This window comes from Acetanaerobacterium elongatum, from assembly GCF_900103835.1.
Classification (GTDB): domain Bacteria; phylum Bacillota; class Clostridia; order Oscillospirales; family Ruminococcaceae; genus Acetanaerobacterium; species Acetanaerobacterium elongatum.
Genome location: NZ_FNID01000007.1, coordinates 25,593 through 41,025, shown reverse-complemented (window position 1 = coordinate 41,025; position 15,433 = coordinate 25,593). Strand labels below are relative to the sequence as shown.

The following is a 15,433-nucleotide window of genomic DNA, read 5'->3' as shown; positions in this document are numbered from 1 at the left end:
TTCCCCAACAAAGTTTGCCATGCCTTTATATTATAAATCCGACTACGCGGAGGTAAAACTCAATATTCTTAAACCAGCTGTCCAACACAGGCATCCTCTGCCGCTCCGGTCAACCGTACCTGCCTGATGGTGCCCTGCAGGTTTTCGGAGCACGCAACATGCACAGGGGTATAGTTCATGGTATAGCCGCTGTTTAGGCCATTCTCACTGGTTTCAAACAGCACCGGAACGATTATGCCAGTCTGTGACCAAAGAAATTGCTCGCGGGCTTGCTCGGCGGCGGTAAGCATGCGGTGGCTTCGTTGCTCCTTGATGCTTTTTTTAACCTGCTCATTTAGTAGGGCAGCCTTGGTTCCCGCACGCGGAGAGTAGGCAAAAACATGAGCCTTTGCAAACCCTACCGACTTAAAAAATGCAAGTGATGCTTCAAATTCTGCGTCTGTTTCACCGGGAAAGCCTACCATAATGTCGGTGGTAATGGCGCTGTTTTTAAATACCGAACGTATCATCTTGACAATTTTCATATATTCAGCGGCTGTATAGTGGCGGTTCATCCGCTTTAAGGTCTCATCACAGCCGCTTTGCAGCGAAAGGTGAAACTGCGGGCAAAACTGTGGCAGAGAAGCGAGTGCCTTAATATCCTCATAGGTTAGCAGCTCGGGCTCCAGCGAGCCAAGGCGTATGCGCTCAATTCCGGGTATTGCCGCGGCAGCCTTTACAGCATCCAGTAAGCGAAGCCCCAAATCTTTGCCATAGCAGGAAAGGTTAATGCCCACCAGCACTGCCTCTTTAAAACCCTGTGCAGCAAGCTCCCGCAGTTCTGTCTGAAGCTCCTCTATGGGCTTGGAGCGAACCGGCCCGCGGGCGGTAGGAATAATACAATACGAGCAATAGCGTTCACAGCCGTCTTCAATCTTCACAAAAGCGCGGGTATGCTCGTCAAAAGCCTTGGCGCGCATCCGTTCAAAGCCTTCACCGCGTTGATGAGGCGTTATATCAATAACGCGCTCACCGGTTGCAAGGCTGAGTTTTACCGCATCCAAAAGCCCTTTGCGGTTATACGAGCCGGTAATTACCTGTGCTTCCGGCAGTTCATCACAAAGGTTGGGAAAGGCCTGTGGCATGCAGCCGCATAAGGCTACCACGGCTCCGGGGTTTTCACGTTTTGCGCGACGCAGAGCTTGTCTGGTTTTCTTATCGCCAGTATCGGTTACGGTACAGGAGTTGACAACACAAACCTCGGCCTGTTCGCCAAACTCTACGATATCATAGCCCTCTGCCGAAAACATTTGTTTTAATATCTGCGTTTCATACTGGTTTACCTTGCAGCCGAGTGTAAAAAATGAAGCTCTCATAGCCTGCGGGTACCAAGCCTTTCCGGCCTGCTAACCCCCGTTGGTGCCGGCCTAAGTAATGCTTTTAAACCATACAGTAAATTTACATGTATATTACATGAGATTTACCCTTAAAAAACAAAACGAAAATGTCTGTAAAAATACAGACATAATGCCATAATCAAGACGTAAAACTACACAAAAAAGAATGTCTATTTATTAGTATTATAATAAATTATTAGTATAAATACAATTAGCAGTTGACTTAAAATAAACAGGCTGATATATTGTATTTATAGGCAAAATATAAGTTATTATTTTCATAGGAGGTAGTTTCAATGAAAAGTGTAAATATCATGCTGAACACCATTAACGACGTAAAGGATTTTGTTACCGTAGTAAATAAGTACAACTTTGATGTTGACTTAATTTCTGGCCGTTATGCTGTTGATGCAAAGTCTATCATGGGTATCTTCAGCCTTGACCTTTCCAAGCCGATTGCGCTGCAGGCTCATTGCGAGAACTGTGCAGAGTTTGATGCTGACATTGCAAAGTTTATCATCAAATAAGTAGTCTTTATCGTACATTAAGCGCCATGCTGCATCTTAGCGGCATGGCGCTTTTGTGTATAACAAATTTTGGCCAAACCCTATAACAGTAACATATCCTGCTGCACAGCGCGCATAAAATATAGAAAACAGACAATCATACGCTGTAAAGGTGGGTATATGTATGCTTACTATAAAAAAACGGATGGGCGCGGCAGCGGTGGCTGTTCTATGCATGGCAGCTTTGGTATGCCCTACGGTAATGGCCGATAATGCTCCACAGGCGCTTCCGGTGGATGTTCCGGCGCCGTCAGCTATACTAATCGACGGTATTTCCGGTGAGGTATTGTTTGAGAAGAATGCCGACGAGCAGATGCCGCCCGCTTCGGTAACCAAGATAATGACGCTGCTGCTCACCATGGAGGCCATTGACGCAGGCAAGATGAAGCTGGAGGATATGGTGTCGGTATCAGAGCATGCAAGCTCGATGGGCGGCAGCCAGATTTGGCTGGAGGTGGGGGAGCAGATGTCGGTAAACGACCTGTTGAAGGCTACCGCAATCTCTTCTGCTAACGACGCTTCTGTTGCATTGGGCGAGAATATTTCGGGCAGTGAAGACACCTTTGTAGCGCTCATGAACCAGCGGGCTAAGGAACTGGGCATGAACAACACCGTTTTTAAAAATGCCTCCGGCTTGGATGAGGACGGCCATGTTACAACGGCCCGTGATATTGCTATTATGTCTAAAGAACTGCTTTCCCACCCACTTATCAAGCAGTATTCCACCGTATGGATGGATACGCTGCGCGGAGGTGAAACCTCGCTGGTTAATACAAACAAGCTGGTGCGGTTTTATGAAGGCACCACCGGCCTGAAAACCGGTACTACCGATTCTGCGGGCTACTGTTTGAGCGCTTCTGCCGAGCGCAACGGCCTTTCGCTCATTTCGGTGGTAATGGGTGCAAAAACAAGCGAAGAACGCTTTGCTTCGGCAAGAACGCTGCTGGATTACGGCTTTGCAAACTGGCAGGTCTACACGCCTAAGCCATTAGAAAAGCCCGTTGAGCCCGTAAAGGTAGTCAACGGCACCGAAAGTACGGTTGCGGTGGAATCTCACCCGATGGCGGCGGTGGTTATTAAAAAAGGGCAGGAGCAGGATATAGAATATAAGGTTGAGGTTGTAAAGGATGTTCAGGCGCCGGTTGCACTCGGTCAGACCTTGGGGCGGGTAGTACTGTATATCGGTGACAAGGAGATTGGATCCTATCCGCTCACCGCTGTAAAGTATGTAGGAAAGCTTACCTTCTGGGTGGCTTTACAGATGCTATGGGCCAATATGCTTAACATGAAATAGAAGTACCGATATTTCATTGGGTCGACACAAGACCCCAACTAATATATGAAATTTTAGCAGTAATCTATTTAACATTTTGGCAATATTTCTTCGTCATACTTGAAAAAGGGTTGCTTTTAAGGTAATATAGAATCATAGAGAAAATAAAGGAAAAGGATAGGACATCTAAAACGTCGGGCGGCTGCAGCTAGAATAAACCGCTCGTAGGATGGAGGTATGCGCAATGGGAATGAAATATAACGGCAAGTATCTTAAAGGCTTCTTGGGAGCACACGAAATCAAGGCGCTTGAAGGCCAGATTAAGGATGCTCACGAGAAACTGCACAATAAAACCGGGCTTGGCAACGACTTTTTGGGGTGGGTAAATCTCCCCACCGATTATAACAAATTTGAATTTGAGCGCATCAAGCGGGCGGCTGCCAGAATCCAGAAAAACTCACAGGTGCTCATTGTAATTGGCATCGGAGGGTCCTATCTGGGTGCCAGAGCGGCAATCGAGCTGTTGCGCTCACCTTTTTACAACAACTTAAAAAAAGATACCCCGGAAATCTATTTTGCGGGCAACAATATCAACCCCACCTATCTGTGCGAGCTGCTCTCTATCTGTGAGGGCAAGGATATCTCGCTGAATGTTATCTCGAAGTCTGGCACCACTACAGAGCCGGCACTTGCTTTCAGAATCTTCCGTGAGCTGATTGAAAAGAAATACGGCAAAGAGGGCGCCCGTGAGCGTATCTTCTGCACAACCGATGCGGCACGCGGTACCTTAAAGGAGCTTTGCAACCGCGAAGGCTACGAAACCTTTGTAATACCCGACGATGTAGGAGGGCGTTTCTCGGTTCTTACTGCGGTAGGTCTTCTGCCTATTGCGGTGGCGGGCGCTGATATTGAAGCCATTATGAATGGTGCCAAGGCAGCGCAGGACGAGCTTTCGGTTTGTGACTTGGATAGAAATGACTGCTATAAATATGCTGCTGCCCGCAACTGTTTATACCGCAAGGGTAAGTCGATGGAACTGCTGGTAAGCTTCGACCCGTCATTTACCATGATGTCAGAGTGGTTTAAGCAACTGTTCGGCGAAAGCGAGGGCAAGGACAACAAAGGCTTGTTCCCGGCCTCGGTTACCTTCTCTACTGATCTGCATTCTCTCGGTCAGTTTGTACAGGAAGGCTCAAGACTGATGTTTGAAACGGTTGTAGACATTAAAAAGCCCAAGCAGGATTTGTTTATTAATGAGGATGCCGAAAACTTTGACGGCCTAAATTTCCTTTCAAACCAGAACATGAGCATTGTTAACCGTAAAGCCTTTGAAGGTACGGTACTTGCCCATACCGGCGGCGGTGTGCCCAATATCGTGCTTGAGGTTCCTGAAATCAACGAGCATGAATTTGGATATATGGTTTACTTCTTTGAAAAGGCGTGTGCAATCTCGGGATATCTCCTTGGTGTAAACCCCTTTGACCAGCCCGGTGTTGAAAGTTATAAAAAGAATATGTTCGCTCTGCTCGGCAAGCCCGGTTATGAGAGCGAGAAGGCTGCTCTTGAGGCTCAGATTAATGGTTAATTCACTTGCGTAAGCGGGTGAGGTTATAGCAAATTTTTTATGGAGGTATTCTTATGATAAAACTGATTGTAGGCAACAAAGGCTCGGGAAAAACCAAAACCCTGATTGAAATGATTAACACGGCCACCAAGGAATCCAAGGGTAATATCGTTTGCATTGAAAAGAGCATGAAGCTTACCTACGACATTGACCATACGGTTCGGCTGATTGATATTGATGCGTATAAAATCTCCGGTTATGATGCTTTTTATGGCTTTGTAGCAGGTCTGTTTGCGGGAAACTATGACATTACCGATGTATTTGTTGACGGTATTTTAAAAATCGGTGGCAGAAACCTTGAAGAATTGGGTGCAACCTTTGACAAAATCGTTGAACTGACAAAGGACGCAGAGGTAAACATTACCTTTACCGTTTCCTGCGATTCCTGTGAGCTTCCCGAAAGTGTTAAGAAGTACCTCTAAGATTGTTCTTTTTATGGCAGCCGCTGCGATTTGCAGCGGCTGTTTTAGGTTTTGGCGATATTAAAGAAACGAGCAAAATTGACATTTTAGTCATGAATTTGTTTTTTACTAATGTTATAATTTTTTATGCATATAATAGATACCATATTAAAGTGCAAATAGAAAGGGTTTGATTCGGTGAAGCGTAAGACCATTGTGAAACTGCTGGCCGCTCTTGCAGTGTTAACCGCGCTCTCGTTGTTTACTACCGGTTGTCTGCCTCTTATTCTCAGGGATACGGTGAAAGAGGTATTCTCACAAGTCACTTCTGAAGAGGTTAAGAGCGGTGAACTGCGCCTGCAGGACGATTATTATGATTATGTCAACGCCAAATGGCTTAAAACCGCTGAAATCGGCAGTGGGGTGCCTGCGATTGATAGTTTTGCCGAAGCCTCGATGCAAACAACAACCGATCTGCTCGAAATCCTTATGGAATTGGATGATAAGGCTAAAGCCTATGAAAAGGGCAGTGACGAGCAGATGCTCGCTGATTTTTATCATACCTCTATGGATTATGCTAACCGTGATAAGGACGGCTTAAACCCTATCATGCCCTTTTTAAATGCCATCAAGAACGCCAAGTCGATTGACGGGTTGATGGACGCGCTGATACTCATGGATAATGCAGGCATCGGGTCTTTTATTATGTGGGGAGTAAGCGCCGATGCGCATGACAGCCGTAAGAATGCGCTCTACGTTGATACCGGGCATATCGGCCTGCCGCAGAAGGATTATTATCAGGATACCGATACGCAAACACAAAAGATACAGAGTGAATACAAAAAATACCTCAAGGCTCTGTTTGCAAATATTCCATGGTATAAAACAGATGCCGAGAAATGTGCCGAGGCCGTATACGCCTTTGAGAAAGAACTTTCTTCCTCCTACTGGGATGCGGAGGAACAGCGTGAAATTGAAAAGCTCTATAACCCAACCTCACTTGATGAGCTAATTGCCACAAACAAAACCTTTGATATCAAAAAGTTCTTTATTGGTACCGGTATCGGTAACGCAAGCACCTACATTGTACAGTGCCCGCAGTACTTTACCAAGCTCAATGAGCTGTTTACTGCGGATAAGCTGGAGCTTTTAAAACAATATGCTACTGCTAAGGTGCTTTTGCAGACGGATTACTTCCTTACCAGTGACCTTGAAAAGCTGCATATAGCTTTTAACAATATAGTTAATGGCTCTGACGGCAGCTTACTGGATATTGAAAAAGGGTATAACAACGTCAATGATTATCTCGGCGAACTGCTCAGTCGTATCTATGTAAAGGACTTTTTCAGTGAAGATACGAAAAAGAACGTTACTAAGATGGTTGAGATGATTATTAAAACGTATGAAAAGCGAATTAACAAGCTTGATTGGATGAGCGATACCACGAAGCAGAAAGCAATTAAAAAGCTGGAGACCATGAAGCTGAAAATCGGTTACCCCGATAAATGGAACGACTATTCTACGCTGGACATCAAAACCTACGAGGAAGGCGGAAGCCTTTATGGGAACATTATTAACACCTATAAGCTCAGCTGCAAGAAATCACTTTCAGAGATTGATCAACCCGTGGATCCTAAAGAATGGGGTATGACAGCGCATACGGTAAACGCCTACTACAACCCTTCCAACAACGAGATTGTTTTCCCCGCCGCAATGCTTCAGGCCCCGTTTTATGATGAAAGTGCTCCCCTAGAGGCAAACCTTGGCGGTATAGGTTCGATTATTGCTCATGAGGTTTCACATGCGTTTGATGACGAAGGCGCGAAATACGATGAAAATGGTAATCTCAACAACTGGTGGACGGAGCAGGACCTTAAGGTATATCAAACTAAGACGCAGGCGCTGGTGGAGCAGTATGATAGTGTAGAGGTTGCCGACGGGGAGTATATCAACGGCACGCTGACACTGGGGGAGAATATTGCAGATCTTGGTGGTATGAACTGCATTGTTGAGGTGGCTAAAGAGTTCGGCAACGGTGATTTGGATGTTTTATTCCAAGCATATGCCAATGCGTGGCGTTCCAAATGTACGCCCGAGTACACCTCCTATGCATTGAAGGCGGATGTGCACTCGCCTGATAAATACCGTGTAAATGAGGTTTTGAAGAATATTGATGATTTTTATACAACCTATAACGTCAAGAAGGGCGATGGCATGTATCTGTCGCCTAAGGAACGAGTAAAAATATGGTGATGGCAAAACGTATTTTTGAATAAATCCTGAACAAAATACGTTTTGTGTATTGACAAACTTTAGAGAAAAATCTATAATATAACCCGTGGCGTTATGAGGTATTGTTATGATTATTGATCTGCAGCAGCTTTTTGACATTGAAAATGAACGGGTTGCCATTGATTACAGCCTTGATTTTTCCGACATTGAGCTGTGGGGACAATGCCCTTTTGGCTCCCATGTGCATATCACGGGGGCGGTAGAGAACCGAGCCGGTATAGTTAATCTGGCGTATACCGCTGGCTTTGTGCTTTCAGCCGACTGTGACAGATGCTTAGACAGGTTTTCACGCGATGAAGCTTATCATTTTACTCATGTATTAGTGCGTGAGCTGAATGAGGAAGATACCGATGAGTATATCCTCGTTGAGAATGCCAGGCTTGATCTTGACGAACTTGTTCGGTCTGATATCCTTCTCAGCCTCCCTACCAAGTTGCTGTGCAAGGATGATTGCAAAGGGTTATGCCAATCCTGCGGAAATAACCTTAATCATACCGATTGCACTTGTTCCCGAAAAGAGTGCGACCCTCGCCTTGAGGCTTTAAAAAAGCTACTTGATTAATAACCGGTTGGTTATATAAGATATAAGGAGGTGCACAACATGGCTGTACCAAAGAGAAGAGTATCTAAAGCAAGACGCGATAAAAGACGTTCTAATGTTTGGAAGCTTGCAACCCCTGGCTTTTCAAAATGCACACAGTGCGGCGAGCTGAAGCTCCCTCACAGAGTTTGCCCCAACTGCGGTTACTACAAGGGCAAAGAGATTATTAAGAAAGAAGCTTAATAGCTTTACCGCGATAGAGAAGGGAAACCTTCTCTATTTTGTTATATACGAAAGATAACATAAAAGCTTAATGAAATACTCATAATACCATATGAAAGCTGGTATAATATGCCGGTAGTAATTGCAGAAGTTAAAGAACATTCCCCCGCCTTCCGGGCAGGGCTGAGCATAGGCGATACTTTGCTACGTATTAACGAGAACGAGATCAATGATGTACTTGATTATCGTTTTTACATGACAAATCGTATCCTCTCAGTTGAATATTTGCGCGCAGGGTGCTTGCTTGCCACCGTGATTAAAAAAGGCGAATACGAGGAACTGGGGTTGGAGTTTGACACCTTTTTAATGGACAAACAGCACAGCTGCCAAAACCGCTGTATCTTCTGCTTTGTCGACCAGCTTCCCAAGGGTATGCGTGAAACCCTCTATTTTAAAGATGATGACTCCCGCATGTCTTTTTTGTTTGGCAACTATATTACTCTTACCAACTTAACTGACAGTGATGTTGAGCGCATTGTTAAAATGAAAATCAGCCCGGTAAATATCTCGGTTCATACCACCAATCCGTTGTTGCGCGTAGAAATGATGAAAAACAAGCGCGCAGGTGAGAGCCTTCGGTTCATTAAGCGGCTTGCACAAGGTGGCATAAAAATCAATGCCCAGCTTGTGCTCTGCCCGGGAATAAACGATGGTGAAGAGCTTGTAAGAAGCCTTAACGATCTCTCTGAATACTATCCTTGGGTTGAGAGTATCGCATTGGTGCCAGTGGGGCTTACGAAGTACCGTCAAAACCTGCCAGAGCTCGTGCCCTATACCGTTGATACGGCACGGGCGGTAATTACTATCGCGCAGGAATTTTCCGATAACTTCTTGAAGCTGCACGGAACACGCCTTGCCTATCCGGCAGATGAATTCTTTATCAAGGCACAGCTTCCTATACCGGATGCTGACTATTATGAAGAGTTTGCGCAGTTGGATAACGGTGTAGGGCTTATCGCCTCCCTGCGGGAGGATTTCAGGCTGGAGCTTGAAGACCTTGCTCCCAGCGAGCAGACAAGGAAGGTAACCATTGCAACCGGAATGGATGCATGTTCCTTCCTTGTAGAATTGGTTGACGAGTTAAAAGAAAAATGGCATAATTTAACCTGTAACGTGATTCCCATACGCAACGACTTCTTTGGACACACCATTACGGTGGCGGGGCTTGTAACCGGTGGCGACCTGCTGGAACAGCTGAAGGGTTATAATTTGGGAGAAGAACTGCTGTTGCCAGAGGTAATGCTGCGTTACGAGCAGGATCGCTTTTTGGATGATATCACCGTAAAGCAGGCAGAGCAGGCATTGTCAATACCCATACATGTGGTTAAGGGCGGCGGCGCTGGCTTACTAAGGGCAATTTGTGGGTTAGAATAAACTAAAAAGGATAATACTAATCACTTATTTAAACCTTTCTAAAATTTATGCAAAAACCAGTGATTTTTGCTTGTTTTTTTAGAGGTTATATAATTGTGATAAGTATAAGGAATTAAAATGTCAAAACCGATCATCGCAGTTGTTGGCCGACCAAATGTCGGAAAAAGTACGCTGTTTAACAAGATTATTGGCCAGCGACTCTCTATTGTAGAGGATACGCCCGGTGTTACCCGCGACAGAATCTACGCCGAATTTGAATGGCGCAGCAAAAGCTGTATGCTGGTGGATACCGGCGGTATTGAGCCATTTTCCAATGATGTGATTCTTTCACAGATGCGCAGGCAGGCCCAACTGGCGATTGACAGCGCGGATGTGATTATCTTTGTTACCGATATCCGCTCCGGCGTTACGGCCACCGATGCCGATGTGGCTAATATGCTTTTAAAAAGCGGTAAGCCTATCGTGCTGTGTGTAAACAAGTGCGATAATGTCGGCAGCCCACCCGCAGACATCTACGAGTTTTATAATCTTGGTTTGGGTGACCCGATTCCCGTTTCTTCAGTACACGGCCATGGAACCGGCGACCTGCTGGATGCCGTATTTGAACACTTGAAGGATTATCAGGATGAAGATTACGCCGACGAATACATCAAGGTAGCCGTTATCGGTAAACCCAATGTGGGCAAATCCTCTCTCATTAACCGCATTGCGGGAGAAGAGCGCGTTATTGTGTCCAACATTCCCGGCACCACGCGCGACGCGGTGGATACGGTAATAGAAAACGAGTATGGCAAGTTTGTTTTCATTGATACCGCGGGTATTCGCAGACAGTCGAAGGTGGAGGAGAACATTGAAAAGTACAGTGTTCTGCGCTCCTATATGGCCGTAGATAGAGCGGATGTGTGTATCATTGTGATAGATGCCACCGAAGGCTTTACCGAACAGGATTCCAAGGTTGCAGGCTATGCGCATGATCAGGGCAAGGCCAGCATTGTTGCGGTGAATAAATGGGATGCGATTGAGAAAACCGATAAAACGATGAATGAGTTTGAAAAGAAGCTGAAAGAAGACTTCAGCTTTATGTCATATGCTCCCTTTCTGTTTATCTCGGCCAAAACCGGTCAAAGGGTGGATAAGCTGTTTGAACTGATTAAGCATGTGTACGAGCAGAACGCCATGCGCATATCCACCGGTAAGCTCAACGAGGTGCTGGCTTATGCTACTGCACGGGTGCAGCCACCTTCCGATAAAGGCAAGCGGCTGAAGATTTACTATATTACACAGGCGGGAGTGAAGCCCCCTATGTTTGTGTGTTTTGTAAATCGTGCGGAGCTTTTTCATTTCTCATACCAGCGATACCTGGAGAACCAAATACGTGAAACCTTTGGTCTGACCGGTACGCCCATGAAGATGGTTGTACGCGAGCGTGGTGAGGGGAACGGCCAGTAAAAAACTCGGCAGTATACAGGATAAGGGTGAAAGGAAATGGCAATCGAAATTTTATTGATGGTTGCGACGGCAGCAACGGCTTATCTGCTTGGCAGCATCAGCTTTGCCGTTATCATCTCTAAAGCGCTTGCGCATAAGGATGTACGCGAGGTAGGCAGCGGAAACGCGGGAATGACCAACGTGTTCCGCAGCTTCGGCAAGCTGCCCGGCATACTGACGTTATTGGGGGATTTTTCAAAGGGCATTATTTCGGTAATTATCGGTCGGCTTGTTTTTGAATATCTTTTAGGGCTAAACCCGTTATACGGTGCCTATGTGGCCGGCTTATTTGCGATATTGGGGCATATCTTTCCGCTGTATTTTCACTTTAAGGGTGGTAAGGGTGTGCTTACTACAGCCGGAATGGCGCTGGTGCTGGATTATAGAATATTCATTATAACGATAGGTATCTTCCTGCTAATTATCCTTATCACACGCATGGTTTCGGTAGGCTCTATCATTGCAGCTATTGCGTACCCTATTACTACCTATACGGTGTATACCGTTACGGGCCAGCCTGCTTTGGTGGGAACCGTTATTACTGCATGCATAGCGGCGCTACTGATATATATGCATCGTACGAATATTAAGCGTATTCTAAACGGTACCGAATCTAAAATCGGAAGCAAAAAGAAGAACAATCCTTAATTTTGGGGGTGTTTTGGTTGAATATTGCCATACTTGGCGCGGGGGGCTTTGGAATAGCCCTTTCAGTTATGGCGGCTCAATATGGGCACAGTGTTACTTTATGGTCTGCGTTTGATCAGGAGGTTGCGCTGTTAAAAACAGAGCACGAGAATAAAAAGCTTCTGCCAGGTGTTATCATTCCGCCGGAAGTAGCTATAACCACCGATGAAACCTGTGTTTTGAATAAGGAGATTATTTTGCTCGCGGTGCCGTCTGGTGTTGTTAATCAGGTTGCACAGCGCTTTCAGAACAGTATTCCTCACGAGGCGGTAATCGTAAATGTTGCAAAGGGGTTAGAGGAGCAGCACCTCAGACGGCTTTCTCAGGTACTGACAGAGCTTCTGCCCAACAATCGTATCGTTGTACTATCCGGTCCGTCTCATGCCGAAGAGGTTGCCAGAGGAGTACCCACCACGGTGGTTGCTGCCTCCAGTGACCGGGCAGCGGCGGAGTTTGTACAGGACGCGCTGATGAACCCCACCTTACGCATCTATGTAAACGATGATGTGGTAGGCGTTGAACTGGGCGGGGCTTTAAAGAATATTATTGCACTCGCTGCCGGTATTGCCGACGGTCTTGGCTTGGGGGATAATTCAAAGGCGGCGCTGATGACACGCGGAATTACCGAGATGGCCCGTCTGGGCGTAATGTTGGGCGGAAAAACCGAAACCTTTGCTGGCCTTTCAGGTATCGGAGACTTAATTGTTACCTGTACCAGTATGCACTCCCGAAACCGCCGCGCAGGAATACTGATTGGGGAAGGCCATACCGCGGAGGAGGCCATCGAGCAGGTAGGTATGACGGTTGAAGGTTATCGTTCTGCAAAATGCGCCTATCTTCTTGCTCAGCAGGTAGGTATAGAGATGCCCATTATCAATGAAATTTACCGTGTACTCTATGAGGGAAAGAACGCAAAGCAGGCGCTGTTTGATTTAATGGGCCGCTCCAAAAAGCACGAGAGCGAAGAAATCTGGCTTTACAGCACGGGAAGCAAAGATAATACTTAAAATCGTTTTTAGGCATAAAATGGCTGCTATAGCTGTTCTATGCCTTCTTTCATATGTTTATAACACCTTCTTAATGATTTTCATATGATAGGTTATCCGATACTATGAGAATCTAACACTAATTACTCGTAAAAACCTTTCTAAAAATCTAGCGAAAATCAATAAACCAAAGCTTTTTGCTCGGTTTTTTAATACGAAATTTATTTCGTATGGTTTTTATAATTGTGATTAGTATAACGAGAAGGTGGCTTTATTGAGGTTTTGTAAGATGCATGGCACCGGCAACGACTACATATTTATAAACTGCATGCAGCAAACAATAATAAACCCTTCTCAAACAGCGGTTATGCTTTCAGACCGGCATTTTGGCGTCGGCGGTGATGGTTTGGTGCTAATTCTTAAATCAGACAAGGCTGACGCTCGCATGAAAATCTATAATGCCGACGGCAGTGAAGGGCGGATATGCGGAAATGCAATTCGATGTGTAGGCAAATACCTTTACGATCAGGATATTATCAAAAAGACGAATCTAAGTGTGGAAACCGCTTCAGGGATAAGGCAGCTTCAATTGATAGTATCTGATGGCCTGGTGAGCGAAGCTACAGTAGATATGGGCGAGCCGGTTTTCAGTCCGAACGATATCCCTATGTTCTCAGCGGGTAATAACTTTATTAACCAACCTATCGCTATATGGGGGCGCACAATGTATGCTACCGCACTCTCTATGGGAAACCCCCATTGGGTGTTTCGGGTAAAGGATGTCGATTCCATTAACCTTGAAGCAACCGGTCCTCTTTTTGAACATCATAAGCTGTTCCCCGACCGAGTAAATACGGAGTTTGTTGCTGTCGAGCAAAATGCAATCCATATGCGTGTATGGGAACGGGGCAGCGGCGAGACATTGTCCTGCGGCTCAGGTGCTTGTGCAGCCGCGGTAGCCTGCTGCTTAAACGGCTGGTGCCCGCGAAGCGTTGACGTATTCTTGCGTGGCGGTACGTTACATGTGGATTGGGCTGAGCAGAATAATCATGTGTTCTTAACAGGGGATGCGCAACATGTATATTCCGGAGAGATTTTTATCTAGTATTACTAAGAATAGGGCAATGCGCAGTTATATTTTTTTCTTGCCTGTCTGGCAATAATTTAGTATAATACCAGTTAAGAAAGTTTTAATTGGGTATTACGTTGAAGTACGAAACTTGCTATTTTAGTTATTGCTTTAATTTAAAGGACATGCTTGGCATAAGGCTTTTTTACAGTTATTTTTACCGCCACAGAACGGCGAGATGGGGGTTAATATGGCATACAGCAATCGGCATTATGAGGAATTAAAGGGGGCTTATCTTTTTGCTGAGGTAGCAAGACGCAGCAGCGAGTATAAAAGAGCAAACCCCGATAAAAAGGTTATCAGCCTCGGTATCGGCGATGTTACTCTGCCGCTTGTTCCAGCGGTAATAGAGGCTATGCATAAAGCAACCGACGATATGGCAAAAAAAGAGACCTTTTACGGCTATGGCCCGTACGAAGGCTATGATTTTCTGCTTGAAAAGATTGCACAACAGGATTATAAGGCACGGGGCGTGGATATCTCCACCAAAGAGATATTTGTGAGCGACGGTGCCAAAAGCGATACGGGTAATATCGGTGACATTTTTGGGGAAGAGAACACGGTCTTAATCGCCGATCCGGCCTATCCTGTTTACATCGATACCAACGTTATGTCGGGGCGAAAGGTAGTTCTTGTTCCTACTAAGGCAGATAATGGTTTTATTCCTGAGCCACCGGATTTTGCAAGCGATATTATCTACCTTTGTTCACCCAACAACCCAACCGGTGCTGTGATGAATAAGAAACAGCTCTTAGCATGGGTAGGCTATGCAAAAAAGCATCATGCCGTAATTTTGTTTGACGGAGCCTATGAGGCATTTATTCAGGACTCAAGCTTACCGCATTCGATTTATGAGGTTGAGGGTGCAAAAGAGGTTGCAATCGAGTTCCGCAGCTTTTCTAAAACCGCCGGGTTTACCGGTATCCGCTGTGGTTATGCGGTTATCCCCAAGGAGCTTAAGCTACAGGGTAAAAACGGAGAGGTTTCTGCTAACGAGCTTTGGTTCCGCAGGCAGAGTACAAAGTTTAACGGTACATCCTACATTACACAGCGCGGTGCTGAGGCCATCTATACGCCGGAAGGCCGTGCACAGGCGATGCAGAATATTGCGTTTTATCTGGAGAACGTGGCAATCATTAAAAAGGGCTTAGATGCCTGCGGTATTGAGTACTTAGCGGGGTTAAGTTCTCCATATGTATGGTTCAAGTGTCCCGGTGGGCTTTCGTCTTGGGATTTCTTTGATAAGCTGTTGACCGTGTGTAATGTAGTTGGAACCCCGGGAGAAGGATTTGGCGAATGCGGTAAGGGATGGTTCCGACTGACCGGGTTTAACGACAGATCAAACACTATTGAGGCGATTGAACGTTTTAAGCAGTTATAATAGCATTTAGGAATGTTGGTTGTAAAATGCAGC

Annotated in this window: 14 protein-coding genes; 13 read left to right on the top strand and 1 reads right to left on the bottom strand. The window is 45.7% G+C overall.

Translation table 11 applies throughout. From position 1 onward, the window contains the following. Window positions 1-68: 68 nt before the first annotated feature. Entirely contained in the window at window positions 69-1,355 is a 1,287-nt protein-coding gene (gene mtaB / locus BLR50_RS03375) for a tRNA (N(6)-L-threonylcarbamoyladenosine(37)-C(2))-methylthiotransferase MtaB (RefSeq protein WP_092638568.1), read from the bottom strand. A 317-nt stretch (window positions 1,356-1,672) separates the two neighbouring features. Between mtaB and BLR50_RS03370 the strand changes: the two genes are divergently transcribed. The 13 genes from BLR50_RS03370 (at window position 1,673) to BLR50_RS03310 (ending at window position 15,400) form a co-directional block, all read left to right on the top strand. Continuing rightward, window positions 1,673-1,903 carry an HPr family phosphocarrier protein gene (locus BLR50_RS03370; RefSeq protein ID WP_092638566.1) on the top strand — a complete coding sequence of 77 codons (231 nt, stop codon included), beginning with the start codon at window positions 1,673-1,675 and terminating at the stop codon, window positions 1,901-1,903. A 163-nt stretch (window positions 1,904-2,066) separates the two neighbouring features. Beyond that, window positions 2,067-3,236: a D-alanyl-D-alanine carboxypeptidase family protein gene (locus BLR50_RS03365; protein ID WP_242871680.1), complete on the top strand. Its 1,170-nt coding sequence runs from the start codon at window positions 2,067-2,069 to the stop codon at window positions 3,234-3,236. 223 nt (window positions 3,237-3,459) lie between these two features. Further along, window positions 3,460-4,800: a glucose-6-phosphate isomerase gene (locus BLR50_RS03360; RefSeq protein WP_092638564.1), complete on the top strand. Its 1,341-nt coding sequence runs from the start codon at window positions 3,460-3,462 to the stop codon at window positions 4,798-4,800. Between the two features lie 53 nt (window positions 4,801-4,853). After that, window positions 4,854-5,261, top strand: a complete 408-nt coding sequence (locus BLR50_RS03355) for a hypothetical protein (RefSeq protein ID WP_092638562.1) — start codon at window positions 4,854-4,856, stop codon at window positions 5,259-5,261. Window positions 5,262-5,438: 177 nt separating this feature from the next. Beyond that, window positions 5,439-7,493, top strand: coding sequence for a M13 family metallopeptidase (locus BLR50_RS03350; protein WP_092638561.1), 2,055 nt, complete (start codon window positions 5,439-5,441; stop codon window positions 7,491-7,493). 106 nt (window positions 7,494-7,599) lie between these two features. Further along, window positions 7,600-8,094 (top strand): YceD family protein, encoded by a 495-nt coding sequence (locus BLR50_RS03345; protein WP_092638559.1) that lies wholly within the window; start codon window positions 7,600-7,602, stop codon window positions 8,092-8,094. A 39-nt stretch (window positions 8,095-8,133) separates the two neighbouring features. Continuing rightward, entirely contained in the window at window positions 8,134-8,316 is a 183-nt protein-coding gene (gene rpmF, locus BLR50_RS03340) for a 50S ribosomal protein L32 (RefSeq protein ID WP_092638558.1), read from the top strand. A 108-nt stretch (window positions 8,317-8,424) separates the two neighbouring features. Beyond that, window positions 8,425-9,729 (top strand): DUF512 domain-containing protein, encoded by a 1,305-nt coding sequence (locus BLR50_RS03335; protein ID WP_092638557.1) that lies wholly within the window; start codon window positions 8,425-8,427, stop codon window positions 9,727-9,729. Between the two features lie 117 nt (window positions 9,730-9,846). Next, window positions 9,847-11,178 carry a ribosome biogenesis GTPase Der gene (gene der / locus BLR50_RS03330; RefSeq protein WP_092638555.1) on the top strand — a complete coding sequence of 444 codons (1,332 nt, stop codon included), beginning with the start codon at window positions 9,847-9,849 and terminating at the stop codon, window positions 11,176-11,178. Window positions 11,179-11,214: 36 nt separating this feature from the next. Further along, window positions 11,215-11,865, top strand: coding sequence for a glycerol-3-phosphate 1-O-acyltransferase PlsY (gene plsY / locus BLR50_RS03325; RefSeq protein ID WP_092638553.1), 651 nt, complete (start codon window positions 11,215-11,217; stop codon window positions 11,863-11,865). 17 nt (window positions 11,866-11,882) lie between these two features. Beyond that, entirely contained in the window at window positions 11,883-12,911 is a 1,029-nt protein-coding gene (locus tag BLR50_RS03320) for an NAD(P)H-dependent glycerol-3-phosphate dehydrogenase (RefSeq protein ID WP_092638652.1), read from the top strand. 244 nt (window positions 12,912-13,155) lie between these two features. Next, window positions 13,156-13,995 (top strand): diaminopimelate epimerase, encoded by an 840-nt coding sequence (gene dapF, locus BLR50_RS03315; RefSeq protein WP_479714955.1) that lies wholly within the window; start codon window positions 13,156-13,158, stop codon window positions 13,993-13,995. Between the two features lie 214 nt (window positions 13,996-14,209). Further along, complete coding sequence (locus tag BLR50_RS03310; protein ID WP_092638650.1) at window positions 14,210-15,400, top strand: LL-diaminopimelate aminotransferase; 1,191 nt, start codon at window positions 14,210-14,212, stop codon at window positions 15,398-15,400. The last annotated feature ends 33 nt before the right edge of the window (window positions 15,401-15,433 follow it).

Coding starts and splice junctions, on each gene's coding strand:
- der (WP_092638555.1), top strand. CDS start 9,847: ATGTCAAAACCGATCATCGCAGTTGTTGGCCGACCAAATGTCGGAAAA.
- BLR50_RS03360 (WP_092638564.1), top strand. CDS start 3,460: ATGGGAATGAAATATAACGGCAAGTATCTTAAAGGCTTCTTGGGAGCA.
- BLR50_RS03345 (WP_092638559.1), top strand. CDS start 7,600: ATGATTATTGATCTGCAGCAGCTTTTTGACATTGAAAATGAACGGGTT.
- BLR50_RS03365 (WP_242871680.1), top strand. CDS start 2,067: ATGCTTACTATAAAAAAACGGATGGGCGCGGCAGCGGTGGCTGTTCTA.
- plsY (WP_092638553.1), top strand. CDS start 11,215: ATGGCAATCGAAATTTTATTGATGGTTGCGACGGCAGCAACGGCTTAT.
- BLR50_RS03335 (WP_092638557.1), top strand. CDS start 8,425: ATGCCGGTAGTAATTGCAGAAGTTAAAGAACATTCCCCCGCCTTCCGG.
- mtaB (WP_092638568.1), bottom strand. CDS start 1,355: ATGAGAGCTTCATTTTTTACACTCGGCTGCAAGGTAAACCAGTATGAA.
- rpmF (WP_092638558.1), top strand. CDS start 8,134: ATGGCTGTACCAAAGAGAAGAGTATCTAAAGCAAGACGCGATAAAAGA.
- BLR50_RS03355 (WP_092638562.1), top strand. CDS start 4,854: ATGATAAAACTGATTGTAGGCAACAAAGGCTCGGGAAAAACCAAAACC.
- BLR50_RS03310 (WP_092638650.1), top strand. CDS start 14,210: ATGGCATACAGCAATCGGCATTATGAGGAATTAAAGGGGGCTTATCTT.
- BLR50_RS03370 (WP_092638566.1), top strand. CDS start 1,673: ATGAAAAGTGTAAATATCATGCTGAACACCATTAACGACGTAAAGGAT.